The 10632-nt window shown below is 72.0% G+C and carries 9 protein-coding genes; 3 read left to right on the top strand and 6 right to left on the bottom strand.

Annotated elements, in window-relative coordinates; all coding sequences use genetic code 11:
- Positions 1 to 340: dTDP-4-dehydrorhamnose 3,5-epimerase family protein (locus EFE23_RS12010; RefSeq protein WP_148058437.1), on the top strand; the 340-nt coding region annotated here is incomplete at its 5' end.
- A gap of 24 nt (positions 341 to 364) precedes the next feature.
- Here the strand turns inward: EFE23_RS12010 and EFE23_RS12005 are convergent.
- The 6 genes from EFE23_RS12005 to EFE23_RS11980 all read right to left on the bottom strand — a co-directional run bounded on the left by EFE23_RS12005 (position 365) and on the right by EFE23_RS11980 (position 8588).
- Complete coding sequence (locus EFE23_RS12005) at positions 365 to 1561, bottom strand: acyltransferase family protein (RefSeq protein WP_123240978.1); 1197 nt, start codon at positions 1559 to 1561, stop codon at positions 365 to 367.
- Between the two features lie 65 nt (positions 1562 to 1626).
- Positions 1627 to 2787, bottom strand: coding sequence for a glycosyltransferase (locus EFE23_RS12000; protein ID WP_158675850.1), 1161 nt, complete (start codon positions 2785 to 2787; stop codon positions 1627 to 1629).
- Complete coding sequence (locus EFE23_RS11995) at positions 2784 to 3641, bottom strand: glycosyltransferase family 2 protein (RefSeq protein WP_123240976.1); 858 nt, start codon at positions 3639 to 3641, stop codon at positions 2784 to 2786. The genes EFE23_RS12000 and EFE23_RS11995 overlap by 4 nt, the downstream gene beginning before the upstream one ends.
- Before the next feature lie 3 nt (positions 3642 to 3644).
- Positions 3645 to 6203 (bottom strand): O-antigen ligase family protein, encoded by a 2559-nt coding sequence (locus EFE23_RS11990; RefSeq protein WP_123240975.1) that lies wholly within the window; start codon positions 6201 to 6203, stop codon positions 3645 to 3647.
- A 50-nt stretch (positions 6204 to 6253) separates the two neighbouring features.
- Entirely contained in the window at positions 6254 to 7234 is a 981-nt protein-coding gene (locus EFE23_RS11985) for a glycosyltransferase family 2 protein (protein ID WP_158675849.1), read from the bottom strand.
- A 166-nt stretch (positions 7235 to 7400) separates the two neighbouring features.
- Positions 7401 to 8588 (bottom strand): hypothetical protein, encoded by a 1188-nt coding sequence (locus tag EFE23_RS11980; protein ID WP_123240973.1) that lies wholly within the window; start codon positions 8586 to 8588, stop codon positions 7401 to 7403.
- 306 nt (positions 8589 to 8894) lie between these two features.
- On the opposite strand from EFE23_RS11980, the gene EFE23_RS11975 reads away from it, so the two are divergent.
- Both EFE23_RS11975 and EFE23_RS11970 read left to right on the top strand, forming a co-directional pair.
- Positions 8895 to 9737, top strand: coding sequence for a CE1 family esterase (locus tag EFE23_RS11975; protein ID WP_158675848.1), 843 nt, complete (start codon positions 8895 to 8897; stop codon positions 9735 to 9737).
- 57 nt (positions 9738 to 9794) lie between these two features.
- Entirely contained in the window at positions 9795 to 10622 is an 828-nt protein-coding gene (locus tag EFE23_RS11970; RefSeq protein WP_123240971.1) for a MurR/RpiR family transcriptional regulator, read from the top strand.
- Positions 10623 to 10632: the final 10 nt, after the last annotated feature.

Raw genomic sequence — 10632 nt, 5'->3', positions numbered from 1 at the left:
CATCGTCGACATCCGCACCGGCTCACCAACCTTCGGCCAATGGGAAGCCATCCGCCTCGACGACACCGACCGCCGCGCCGTCTACCTCAGCGAAGGCCTCGGCCACGGCTTCTGCGCCCTCACCGACAACGCCACCCTCAACTACCTCTGCACCACCACCTACAACCCGAGCGCCGAACACACCCTGCACCCACTCGACCCGCAACTGGCAATCGACTGGCCGACCGAGTCGCCACTGCTGTCCGCCCGCGACACCGCCGCACCCACCCTCGCCGAGGCACGCGAGGCGGGACTGCTACCGGACTACCAGACCTGCCGGTCGTTCACCACCGGCGGTTGACCGCCGGCACCAGCCCGTTGAATTTCAGAGGTGGGCCGCGGACGGTCGCGGAAGGCGGTGGTCGATGACCCCGTCGTCACCCGGCTCGTCCGCCGGCGCGCGCGGCGCGGGCGTGCGGGCGGCGGGCACGGCGGGCGGTGCGTCGGCCGCGCGGACGCTGTCCAGCGAACGGAGGAGGGCGCGCCGCAGCCGCTTCGCGGCCGGGCGCTCGACCAGCCGGTGCACGAGGTACGCGAGCAGCAGCAGCCCGACGACCGTCGCCCCCAGCAACACCCACGCCGGGAGGTACGGCCGGGCCGCGGTGATGACGGTCAGGCCGATCTGCTCGTGCAGCAGGTACAGCGGATAGGTGAGCGCGCCGGCGGTGGTGAGCCACCGCCACCGGATGCGGTCGGTCATCCCGTTCGCGACCAGCGCCATGATGACGAAGAAGACCGTCACGCAGGCGGCCGCGGGCAGGAACCGGCTCGTGGTGTACGTGTCGATCTCACGCCACAGGCGGGAGACGGCGATGATCCACGAGCAGCCGACGATGGCCCAGAGCATCGCGTTCGCCCCGAACCGGTACATCAGGTAGAAGGCGATTCCGGCGATGAAGTACTGGGCGTAGTCGCGGCCGAGGAAGATGAAGACCGCGGTGTTGTTGACCAGCGGGGCGAACAGCGTCCCCAGCGTCCACAGCGCACAGAACGCCACCACCCGCCGGTAGGTCACCCCGCGCGCCATCACCACGAGGGCGAACAGCACGTAGAACAGCAGTTCCACGGGGAGCGTCCAGTAGGCCTGCTCGACGTCGGGGACACCCATGAGCGACTGCAGCATGGTCATGTTGACCAGGACGTGGGTCCAGTCCCGGTGCGTGGCGAAGACCGGGAACAGGGCGAGGACCCCGGTGGTGACCACGACCGCGAACCAGTACGCGGGGTAGAGCCGCACCACGCGGGCGACCGCGAACTCCCCGACGGTGCGGCCCCAGCTGCTCATGCAGATGACGAAGCCGCTGATGAGGAAGAACATCTCGACGCCGAGCCAGCCGTACGCCGCCACCTCGGCGAGCCCGGGGAAGAGCTGGTGGGTCGACGCCGCCCAGGCGCGGTCACGGACGCCCACTCCGTTCAGCAGGTGGTACAGGACCACCATCAGGGCGGAGATCAGGCGCAGTCCGTCGACCACGACAAGCCGGTCGTGGCCGCCGCGCCGGATGGCACCGGAAGACTCCATGGTCTCTCTCCACTGGGTCGAGCTGCCCGCCGGTCGGACGAGCGCTGAGGATACGGCGCGACAGTTCAGTGGCGCGACTGGCCGGGACGCGGCCACACGGCTGCGTACGCCGCGGCGAGCTGGTCACGCACGGCGTTCGAGCTGTGGAAATCCAACGCCCACCGCTTGCCGGCGGCAGCGAGCCGTTGGCCTCTGGCCGGGTCGGTGAGCAGACCGCTCAACTCGCTCGCCCAGCTTCGCGCGTCCGCTCCCACCACGACTTCGTGATCGTGCCGTACCCCCGCTCTGCGGGCAACCTCCGGCGTGGTCACCGTGGGCACCCCCGCCGCCAGGGCCTGGATCAGCTTCATCTGCACACCCGTGCCGCGCCAGACCGGAACGATGGCCGCCGAGGCCCGGGGGTAGTAGGGCGCGACGTCGGGAACGTTGGCGTGGATCTCCACGTCGCTGCCGCGGAAGGCCTGTACCGAGGCGGGCGGGTCGGTCCCGACGATGTCGAGCACCGCGCCCGGCACCAGCTTCCGCACCTCCGGCCAGCAGTTCTTGAGGAACCACAGCAGCCCGTCGACGTTGGCCTCGTAGGTCAACCGCCCGACGAACAGCACCCGCGGCTCCGTCGCCCGCGGGGTCCCGTCCTCCGGGTGGTCGTACGGGCTCCGCACGACGTAGGTGTTCGGGCGCTCCTCGCCCGGCCCGAACGGCGCCGACACCATCAGCGGCACGCCGTTCGCCACCAGCGCGTCCTCCCGCGCCTGCATGCGGGGGGCCTCGATCCTGCCCACCAGCTTCCACTTCGGGCCCGCGGTCCGGGCGAGCTGGTGGTAGTACTCGCTGCGGAACTCGTCGAGATCGACGATCACCGGCACCGGCGCGCACCGTTCCACCAGGTGCACGGTACGAAAGACGTTGAGATGCACCACGTCGGGCTGCCACTGGCGCAGTTCACCGGCGAGCGCGGTGGAGAGCTGGGGCACGTCGGCGTAGGCCTGCTGGAGCGAGGTGCCGGTCGGCAGCGCCGCCGCGCAGCGGACCATCGACGGGATCCGGTTCCGCGGCACCAGTGTCGTGGACTCCACGGGCAGTTCCCGGGCCTGCCGCACCTCCTCGTCCGAACTGGTCAGGCCGAGGAAACGGACCTGGTGGTCCTTGGCGAGCAGTTCGAGCAGGGCCAGGCTGCGCGGGCGGATCTTCGAGGGAATCCAGGGTGCGACGAACAGGACCTTCATAGCGGGAGTCTCCTCAGCGCACGGGCGAGGAACCGGTCCACCGCCGTGCCGTACTTGTCCGTGTAGCTGACCAATCCTGAGCGGTACAGCCGGTTCTTGCCGACCGCGCCGGTGCTCGTGCTCTCCCGGTGCGCGGCCCAGGCGGTGCCGACCGAGACGACGCGCCAGCCGGCACCGCGCAGCCGCTTGCAGAAGTCGACGTCCTCGAAGTAGAGGAAGAAGGACGGGTCGAACCCGTTGACGTCGCGGAAGGCGTCGGCCCGTACCAGCATGCAGAACCCGGACACCCAGGCGACGTCGGCGGCCGCCGCCGGCCCCCCCTGGTCGAGGTAGTCCAGCATGGGGATCCGGCTGCGGAGCAGCCGGGACCCGGCGAGTGCCCGCTTGACGCGGCCGGGAACCAGGTGATCGACGCGCAACGCGGCGAGCCATTCCTTGAGCAGGCTCACATCCGGGCCTGCCGAGATGCCGGGCTCGCCGTCCGCGTAGCGCATCTGCGGCGCGACGACGCCGATCTTCGCGTCGCCGGTGAGCGCCCGCGAGAGTTCCGCGTACGAGTCGGGCTCAAGGGCGGCGTCCGGGTTCAGCAACAGGTAGGCGTCCGCGTCGGGGAACTCCGCCGCCGCCGCGTTGATCGCCTTGCCGAACCCCACATTCGCCGAGCGGATGATGTGCGGGGTGTACCGCGCCGCCACCTGGACGCTGTCGTCGGACGACGAGTTGTCCACCACCACGATGTCGGCGATGGGCAGCTCACGCAGGCTGCCCAGGCTCATGGGCAGGTCCCGCGCGGAGTTGTAGGACACTACGATGGCTGTCGTCTTCAAGGTCCGCTCGCGATCCGGGATGGTCATCGGTCACGCCGCCGAAGTCGAGGGCGAGGCCGCGTTCGGCACGACCGGAACCTCCGGGCCGCTCCGCAACACGGCGTTTCCCGCCACCAACAGCGACGCGTGCTTGAGGAAGTAGGTCAGGGAGACCGCCGCGGCTGCGCCGACCGCACCGAACAGCACCGCGCCGGCGGCCACCGAGACGAGCAGCACGGCGGCACTCACCACTCCGACCTTCGCCACCAGCGCGCCCCGGCCCACCCCTTGCAGCACGGCACCACAGGGCGAACTCGCGCAGAACGACGGCACGCCGGCGAGCATCACGGCGATCACGACGCCGGCTCCGGAATAGCCGTCCCCGAACAACGCCCCCGCCAACCACGGCGCGGCGACCATGCCGGCGGCGCTGATCGCGCCGACCACGACCACCACGACGAGGTTCATCCGCCAGAAGAGCCGCCGCGCCTCACCGTCCCGCGCGGTCGCCGAATGCGGCACCAGCACCGTGCTGAGGGCGGACGGGATCGAGACGAACGGGGAGAAGATGCGCGACGCGGCGGCGTACAGGCCGGCGCCGGCCCCCGGCGCGACGAGGGAGACGACCGTCGCGTCCAGGACCCGCGCCTGTGACGACAGGTTGCTGACCAGGTACGCCCGCGAGTCCAGCACCGCTCGCCACACGTCGGCGCCGGCGGCCCGGCCGGCGACCCGCACCGCGAAACGCACGTGGATCTGCCCCAGCACCGACGCGACCACCAGGCCGTACGCGAGCGACGCGAAGGGCCCCCCGCCGAGTGCGACGGCGGTCACGAAGATCGCGACCTGAACGGCCTTCCGGCCCAGGATCGACACGACCGCCTGCCCCATGCGGCCGTCGGCGATCGCCAGCGTCAACACCGTCTCGACGTTCTTGTCCACCATCCAGCCGACCGCGAGGAGCACCGCGATCCACGCCGCCATGGTGCCCGCGGTGAGGCCCACCCCGATCGCCGCGGCGATGACCAGGCCACCCACCGTGGTGAGGACGTTCAGGCGAAGGCCCGCGCGGACGGCGGTGTCGTGCCCGAGTGCCCGCCACCGCAGGAGGGCGGTCGAGACGCCCGCGTCCGCCACGATGGTCAGGAAGGCCACCGCGCCGAAGTAGCCGCCGAAGGCGCCGAAGGCTCGCGGGTCCACGTGCCGTGCCAGCAGCACCATCACGACGGCCTGCAGCCCGCTGCCGGCGATGCGGGAGGCGGCCAGGGCCGAGGCTCCGCCCACCACCCCGCGCAGGCTCGAACCCGCCCGGGCCCGGATGGCTCCCGGCTCCGCGCCTCGGCGTTCTTCGGGTTGCTGGTCCGCGTCTCCCGAGTCGGTCATCAGCCCCACGGTGCCCACTCCGACGACGAGGAACCACAACGGCAGCATGGACTCGGCCACGACGCCGTACGTGGTGGCCGCCATCCCGAGGTAGGCCACGGTGAAGGTGAGGCAGAACGCCGACCGGAGGGGCGGCCGCAGGACGCCCCTGCGCACGCACAGCACGGCCAGCGCGAAGACCGGCGCGAACAGGAGCAGTGCGCCCGGTACGCCCAGTTCGACGGCGGCGAACAGGAAGCCGTTGTGCACGGGCAGCCCGTTCGCCACGAGCGGATCCGTCCTGCCGACGACCTCCACGTAGTTGTTGGGGCCGATGCCCCACCAGGGTTTGCTGCCCAGGAACTCCAGTGCGCTGGAGACGACCTGCCCCCGGTCGCCGCCGGACGGGTCGGCGATCATCCGGGCGACGAACACGGGTGCCGCCGCGAGCACGCCGATACCGAGCAGCACGAGCCCGATGAGGGGTCCGCGGCCGCTGCGTCCGGTGTCGTGCGCTACCGCAGCCGACCTGCGCTGCATGACCTCGCCCATCACATTCAGCATCAGCACCGCCAGCAGCCCGGTCCGGCTACCCGTCAGGGCGGTCGTGACGAGCGCGGCGGCGGGAATCCCGTACCGCCCGACGATCGCGGGAAGCTGAAGCCGGCCGAAGCCGATGCGGCTGTCCGGCCCGGTCGTGAGGTAGTAGAGGGCGAGAACCAGCACGATGGCCTTGGCGAGGTTGTTCGGGTGGTTCAGCGTTCCGTTGGTCCGATCGCCGAGGAAGCGGGCCGCCTCCGCGGTCCCCATCGGATTGAGCGGTACGCCGAGCCACTGGAGCGCCGCGCAGCCGAACTGGGCGACGATGACTCCGGCGGAGGCCAGTCTGAGTGCCGGGCCGGCCGCCCGGCGCGTGGCGAGCAGACATCCCAGCGCGTAGGCGACCGGGGCGGACAGGTACTGCACCGCTCCGACCAGCTCCCGGGTGGAGGCGCCGCCGCGTACCACGCTGCCGATGCCGATGCACAGGGCCAGGACGCCGGTCGCCAACACCAGGACCGGGAGCCAGGGCGGCCGCCGCCAGCTCGTCGCCAGCACGACGGCGAGGGCCACGACGAGTGCGACCAGCCAGGTCGACGGCGCGAAGACCGGGATGGCGACGCCGATGTGCCACGGCGCGTCGGCCGCCGCGAAGGTCTTGGGCAGCAGGGCGAGGCAGATCACCGGGACGGCTGCGCTGAGGGCCACCGGCCAATCGGTACGGGCGAGTGCTGCGTTCGACGAACCGGTCCCCACCGTTACCGTCGCCACCGGCGTACTTCCGCCCCCGTCGCTTCCCCCGTGCCGCGTCGCCACGGCTCCCGCACGCCGGCGGCCACGGCCTTCAGGAGCCCCGCGGCGACGGCCCCGCACGCGTAGCCCACGGCGGGCGCGCCCGGTCGCCCGACCCGCAGCCCCTCCGAGAAGACCCGCACCATCGCGCCCATCTCGGCCTCGCGGCGGGCGTACGTCATGACCGACCCCAGGTAGTAGTCACCCCGGTCCCGAGGGGTCGCCGACCTGAGGTACTCGCGCGCCCAGTCGAGCTCGCGGGCCAGCGAGATCGACCGGGAAACGCCGGCGCCGGCCGCGTCGTACCGCACCAGGGCGTCGTCCAGTTGCCGGACCACCAGCCCGGGCAGGCTCCGGGAGAGTTGCAGGAGCCAGGTCAGGTCCTGGTGGAGCCGCAACTCCTCGTCCAGGGGCACGGTGCCCGGAAGCGACCGCGGGAAGAGCAGCGTCGAGGACGGGAGGAATGCCTGCCCACGTCGGACCCGGTGCCTGCGCAGCAGGTTGTTCTCCAGGCTCCGCTCGGGGTCGTAGGGCGCCCGAGGCCAGGTCTCGGTCGTGTCGCCGAAGTCCACGGTGACCCGGGTGGACGAGATCCACGTCGACGACCCGGCGAGACCGGCCTGGGCGATGTCCCCCACCTGGCGCTCGATCTTCGCCGGGTGCCAGGCGTCGTCGTCATCCAGGAACGCCACCAGGTCACCGGTGCTCATCCGGACGCCGGCCATGCGGGCGGCATTTCCGTTGCGGCGTTCGACGTAGCGGGTCAGCCGAACGCGCGGATCGTCCGGAACGGGCACCTCGTCGTCCGAGTTGACCACCACGTGGACCTCGGTCACCGGATACGTCTGGGCGAGGACGGACTCGACGGCCCGGCGAAGTCCCGGCTTGCCGACCGTCGGGATAACGACGCTGACCGTGGGATGCCACGTCGCGGTTCGCGTCGGCACTGTGGGGTTCACCCCGACCCTTCCATACCAGTTCGTAACGATGGACCGCACCTCGTTCGGCGCTCTGCAGGCCGCCCGCGGCACCGCATATTACAGCGCGCTGGCCTCCAGCGATGCCCCCCGGACGCGCCTCGGGGCCGGGCCGGGGATCGCCGCCGATCGGGGGTCAGAAGGACAGCGTGGCCCGGATCCCGTTGACCACCTTGCGGACCTCACTGACCTGTGCCCCCGCCGCGGTCATGCGGATGACGACCTGGCGGTCGATCGCGCCCCCGGGGCGGCTCCGCCACCAACCGATCACCACCACGCCGTAGCGGGGCTTCCCGTTGAGCTGTGCGGTCTCGACGAAGGTGGCGTCGCCCACCTGGGTCCACTGCAGGCCCCACGCCTCCTCGGCCCGCCGGTACGCGGCCCGCACCTCGTCACCACAGGGCGCCGGGCAGTTCCGGACGATGATCTCCCCGCCGACCTCCGGCACGCCGGGACGCGAGATGCCGCAGACGTGCCGGGCGAAGCCGGGACCGCGCTGACGGGCGTCGCAGGCCCAGGACTCGGGCACCTTGAACGTGAAACCGAAGCCGGCCGGGCTCTCCGCCTTGACCCGGTCGGTGTCGTCGAACTGCGGCTCGAGCGGCCAGGAACCGGCCTTCGGCGGCTCAACACCCGGCTTGCGCGGCGCGCCCGTCGGGAAGGCGACCGGCTCCGGGCTGCTGGACACGGTCGCGGAGGGGGACGCGCTCGGTCCGGTCGCGTCGGGTGTCCCGCCGGCGGACCGCCACGCGACGATGCCGACCACCGCACCGAGCACCACGACCACCGCGACCGCGACGCCCACCCACAGGCCCCTGCGCCGGGGCCGCGCCGGCGCACCGGGCCGCGGCAGCGGCGGATAGCTGGTCTGGTACGGCTCGGACCAGGGTGACGGCCCGTCCGCGGCGGACGACGGGGGAACCGACACCGGAGAGGCCGGCGACACCGGCCCCGCCGAAACCGGGTTGAGGGAATGGCCCTCCGGCGGCCCCGGCACGGCGGATGCCCCGGCGTTGGAGACGGGGAGGGCCTGGGTCGGCTCCGCGATGGCCAGCTTGGCCCAGGGTGGCTCGAGCGCGCCGGATTCGGTGGCTTGCGCCGGTGACGAGGTCGGACGGTATTCCATGCCGAGGGCGACGAATACCTGCTCGGCCCTGGAACCGCTGTCGGCCGCGTAGGCGACCCATGGCTCGGGGGCCGAGAAGTCGGCGTGGAGGAAGCTCGGCCTGCCGTCCCGGCCCCGCAGGGCGTTCGCGGTGGAGGCGAAGAACGTCCGCCAGGCCTGGTCGGTGGCGACGGCCGCGTCGAGGACGGCAACCGTCACGGCCCGGCCCTCGGTGTCGACTGCCGACCAGACCTTGCCTACCTGACACGTTCCCAGGGTCTCGAGCAACTGGAACGGACTGCCTGGCTGTTTTCCACTCTCCCCGGAGGCCACGGTGTGGATAGTAGCGAGCGGGCACCCGGCGGCCAGCGGCAGTCCGGGGGCCGCCCGCTTGGTCGACGCCGGGGTTTCCCGGCAAGATCTCTCCTCGTGGGAATGAGACGCTGGCTGGCCGCCGCATTCTTACTTCCGCTGCTGTTGGCGGGGTGCGAGTCGTCCGGCGGTGTCAAGGACTCACCGGGCCCGGTGGCCGCGTGGCATCCGCCGGTGGCGCCCGGCACCACCGGTGCGGTCAGCCTCGACGGCCGGCCGTTCCAGTTGCATGTGCCGGCCGGGTACGACCCCGCCAAGAAGGTCCCCCTCGTCGTGCTGCTGCACGGCTACGGGTCCAGCGCCGCCCAGCAGGAGCGGTACTTCAACCTCACCCCCGAGTCCGACCGCCGCGGTTTCCTCTACGCCATGCCGGACGGCACCATCGACCGGGAGGGCAAGCGGTTCTGGAACGCGACCGAAGCGTGCTGCGACGACTACCGCAGCGGGGTGGACGACGTGGCGTACCTCGAACGGCTCCTGGACACGGTGGAGTCGGTGTACTCGGTCGACACCGCACGGGTCTACCTGGTCGGCCACTCCAACGGCGGCTTCATGGCCTACCAGATGGCCTGCGAACGCTCGACGCGGATCACCGCGATCGTCTCGCTCGCCGGCGCCGTCGACAATGACACGACACTGTGCACACCGCAGCGGCCGGTCAGCGTCCTGGAGATCCATGGCACCGCCGACGCGACGATCAGATTCGACGGCGGCACGAGAGGCGGCCACCCGTACCCGTCGGTCGACACCAGCCTCGCCACCTGGCGGCACATCGACGGCTGCTCGGCGCAGGCCGACACCTCGGCTCCGGCGCTGGACCTGGAACCCCGGCTGCCCGGCGCGGAGACCGGCGTGACGATCTACTCCGTCGGCTGCCGCGACGCCACCAGCGTCGAGTTGTGGCACATCCGCGGCGGCGGTCACACGCCCACGCTCAACGCGACCTTCGGCCCGGCCGTCATCGACTTCCTCTACCCCAGGCTGTCCCGGCCCTGACCCGCTGCGGTACGAGCCACCTTGTGCTCTGAATGGTTTCATGCATAGGGTCAGCTCGTGAATGATCCTGTGCTGGACCTCTTCCAGGGAGTCCGGCTCACCCCGACCCAGCGGCGGATCGCGCACTGCCTGGTGCAGCACGCCGGCGCGGCGGCGTACCTCTCCGCGGCCGAGGTGGCCGAGCTGGCCGGGGTGAGCCAGCCGTCGGTCACCCGGTTCGCGATGGCGCTCGGGCACGACGGCTACCCCGCGCTGCGCCGCCGGCTCCGCGAGCTCGGCGCCGGCGGAGGCGTTCCGTCGGCCGACGGGGACAACCCGCTCCAGCGGGCGGTCCGTGCCGAGATGGGCAACCTCGACCGGCTCGCCGGCGAGCTCGCCGACGCCAGGCGGCTCGCGGAGGTGGGCAAGCTGCTCGCGGCCAGCCGCCCGCTGCCGGTGCTCGGATTGCGCGCCGCCGCGCCGCTCGCCGCCTACTTCGCCTACTTCGCCGCCAAGGTGCACCCGGACGTGCGGGTGCTCGACGACGGCGGCAGCCTCCTCGTCGACCGGCTCGAGCAGGCCGCCGCGGCCGGGGCCGGCGCGCTGCTCGCCTTCGTGCTGCCCCGCTACCCGCGGGAGACCCTCGACGCGCTGCGCGAGGCCCGGGACCTCGGGCTGACCGTCGTGGCGATCACCGACTCGCCGGTGAGCCCGGCGACCGAGCACGCCGAGGTGGTGCTTCCCGCCGCCGTCGGCACCGATCTGGTCTTCGACCTGCACACCGCCCCGATGACCGTGGCCATGGTGGTGCTCCAGGCGATCTGCGACGCCGCCCCGGCCGAGACCCAGGCCCGGCTCGAGGCGTTCGAGTCGTCCGCCGCCCGCCGCCAGTTGTTCCTCGGCTGAGAGGAGTACG

Origin of the sequence: Micromonospora solifontis (assembly GCF_003725545.1) — a bacterium.
Taxonomy (GTDB): Bacteria; Actinomycetota; Actinomycetes; order Mycobacteriales; family Micromonosporaceae; genus Micromonospora; species Micromonospora solifontis.
The sequence above is the reverse complement of the archived record's forward strand: the minus strand, read 5'-3'. Positions and strand labels throughout refer to the sequence as shown.

Excerpts from the sequence above, each read along its gene's own strand:
- EFE23_RS12005 (WP_123240978.1), bottom strand. The coding sequence starts at position 1,561 with ATGGAGTCTTCCGGTGCCATCCGGCGCGGCGGCCACGACCGGCTTGTC.
- EFE23_RS11995 (WP_123240976.1), bottom strand. The coding sequence starts at position 3,641 with ATGACCATCCCGGATCGCGAGCGGACCTTGAAGACGACAGCCATCGTA.
- EFE23_RS12000 (WP_158675850.1), bottom strand. The coding sequence starts at position 2,787 with ATGAAGGTCCTGTTCGTCGCACCCTGGATTCCCTCGAAGATCCGCCCG.